The organism is Pseudomonas sp. RL_5y_Pfl2_73 (assembly GCF_963970515.1).
Lineage (GTDB): Bacteria > Pseudomonadota > Gammaproteobacteria > Pseudomonadales > Pseudomonadaceae > Aquipseudomonas.
The window spans coordinates 1-3033 of sequence record NZ_CAXAPD010000081.1 but is presented as its reverse complement, the minus strand read 5'-3'; the positions used below and the strand labels follow the sequence as shown (position 1 = coordinate 3033).

Sequence of the window (3033 nt, the reverse complement as noted above, 5' to 3'; positions counted from 1 at the left end):
GTTTCGTCTTCACACACCGCAATCTGGTCTCTTTCGCCTTTAGGCTTGGAGCATACAAATTGCTTGGGTGTTATATGGTCAAGCCTCACGGGCAATTAGTACAGGTTAGCTCAACGCCTCACAGCGCTTACACACCCTGCCTATCAACGTCGTAGTCTTCGACGGCCCTTCAGGGGACTCAAGGTCCCAGTGAGATCTCATCTTGAGGCAAGTTTCCCGCTTAGATGCTTTCAGCGGTTATCTTTTCCGAACATAGCTACCCGGCAATGCCACTGGCGTGACAACCGGAACACCAGAGGTTCGTCCACTCCGGTCCTCTCGTACTAGGAGCAGCCCCTCTCAAATCTCAAACGTCCACGGCAGATAGGGACCGAACTGTCTCACGACGTTCTAAACCCAGCTCGCGTACCACTTTAAATGGCGAACAGCCATACCCTTGGGACCGGCTTCAGCCCCAGGATGTGATGAGCCGACATCGAGGTGCCAAACACCGCCGTCGATATGAACTCTTGGGCGGTATCAGCCTGTTATCCCCGGAGTACCTTTTATCCGTTGAGCGATGGCCCTTCCATACAGAACCACCGGATCACTAAGACCTACTTTCGTACCTGCTCGACGTGTCTGTCTCGCAGTCAAGCGCGCTTTTGCCTTTATACTCTACGACCGATTTCCGACCGGTCTGAGCGCACCTTCGTACTCCTCCGTTACTCTTTAGGAGGAGACCGCCCCAGTCAAACTACCCACCATACACTGTCCTCGATCCGGATAACGGACCTGAGTTAGAACCTCAAAGTTGCCAGGGTGGTATTTCAAGGATGGCTCCACGCGAACTGGCGTCCACGCTTCAAAGCCTCCCACCTATCCTACACAAGCAAATTCAAAGTCCAGTGCAAAGCTATAGTAAAGGTTCACGGGGTCTTTCCGTCTAGCCGCGGATACACTGCATCTTCACAGCGATTTCAATTTCACTGAGTCTCGGGTGGAGACAGCGCCGCCATCGTTACGCCATTCGTGCAGGTCGGAACTTACCCGACAAGGAATTTCGCTACCTTAGGACCGTTATAGTTACGGCCGCCGTTTACCGGGGCTTCGATCAAGAGCTTCGCGTTAGCTAACCCCATCAATTAACCTTCCGGCACCGGGCAGGCGTCACACCCTATACGTCCACTTTCGTGTTTGCAGAGTGCTGTGTTTTTAATAAACAGTCGCAGCGGCCTGGTATCTTCGACCGGCGTGGGCTTACGCAGCAAGTGCTTCACCCTCACCGGCGCACCTTCTCCCGAAGTTACGGTGCCATTTTGCCTAGTTCCTTCACCCGAGTTCTCTCAAGCGCCTTGGTATTCTCTACCCAACCACCTGTGTCGGTTTGGGGTACGGTTCCTGGTTACCTGAAGCTTAGAAGCTTTTCTTGGAAGCATGGCATCAACCACTTCGTCACCCAAAGGGTAACTCGTCATCAGCTCTCGGCCTTGAAATCCCGGATTTACCTAAGATTTCAGCCTACCACCTTAAACTTGGACAACCAACGCCAAGCTGGCCTAGCCTTCTCCGTCCCTCCATCGCAATAACCAGAAGTACAGGAATATTAACCTGTTTTCCATCGACTACGCTTTTCAGCCTCGCCTTAGGGACCGACTAACCCTGCGTCGATTAACGTTGCGCAGGAAACCTTGGTCTTTCGGCGTGGGTGTTTTTCACACCCATTGTCGTTACTCATGTCAGCATTCGCACTTCTGATACCTCCAGCAAGCTTCTCAACTCACCTTCACAGGCTTACAGAACGCTCCTCTACCGCATCACCTAAGTGATACCCGTAGCTTCGGTGTATGGTTTGAGCCCCGTTACATCTTCCGCGCAGGCCGACTCGACTAGTGAGCTATTACGCTTTCTTTAAAGGGTGGCTGCTTCTAAGCCAACCTCCTAGCTGTCTAAGCCTTCCCACATCGTTTCCCACTTAACCATAACTTTGGGACCTTAGCTGACGGTCTGGGTTGTTTCCCTTTTCACGACGGACGTTAGCACCCGCCGTGTGTCTCCCATGCTCGGCACTTGTAGGTATTCGGAGTTTGCATCGGTTTGGTAAGTCGGGATGACCCCCTAGCCGAAACAGTGCTCTACCCCCTACAGTGATACATGAGGCGCTACCTAAATAGCTTTCGAGGAGAACCAGCTATCTCCGAGCTTGATTAGCCTTTCACTCCGATCCACAGGTCATCCGCTAACTTTTCAACGGTAGTCGGTTCGGTCCTCCAGTCAGTGTTACCTAACCTTCAACCTGCCCATGGATAGATCGCCCGGTTTCGGGTCTATTCCCAGCGACTAGACGCCCTATTAAGACTCGCTTTCGCTACGCCTCCCCTATTCGGTTAAGCTCGCCACTGAAAATAAGTCGCTGACCCATTATACAAAAGGTACGCAGTCACCCAACAAAGTGGGCTCCCACTGCTTGTACGCATACGGTTTCAGGATCTATTTCACTCCCCTCTCCGGGGTTCTTTTCGCCTTTCCCTCACGGTACTAGTTCACTATCGGTCAGTCAGTAGTATTTAGCCTTGGAGGATGGTCCCCCCATATTCAGACAAAGTTTCTCGTGCTCCGTCCTACTCGATTTCATGACTAAGAGATTTTCGCGTACAGGGCTATCACCCACTATGGCCGCACTTTCCAGAGCGTTCCGCTAATCTCAAAGCCACTTAAGGGCTAGTCCCCGTTCGCTCGCCACTACTAAGGGAATCTCGGTTGATTTCTTTTCCTCAGGGTACTTAGATGTTTCAGTTCCCCTGGTTCGCCTCTTGCACCTATGTATTCAGTACAAGATAACCATCTTATGATGGCTGGGTTCCCCCATTCAGACATCTCCGGATCAAAGTCTGTTTGCCGACTCCCCGAAGCTTTTCGCAGGCTACCACGTCTTTCATCGCCTCTGACTGCCAAGGCATCCACCGTATGCGCTTCTTCACTTGACCATATAACCCCAAGCAATCTGGTTATACTGTGAAGACGACATTCGCCGAAAATTCGATCTTGCTCAAA

At 51.8% G+C, this 3033-nt stretch carries 1 rRNA gene; it reads right to left on the bottom strand.

The features are described 5' to 3' along the window. Positions 1–74 precede the first annotated feature (74 nt). A 23S ribosomal RNA gene (locus AACY42_RS28195) occupies positions 75–2966 on the bottom strand. Positions 2967–3033 lie beyond the last annotated feature (67 nt).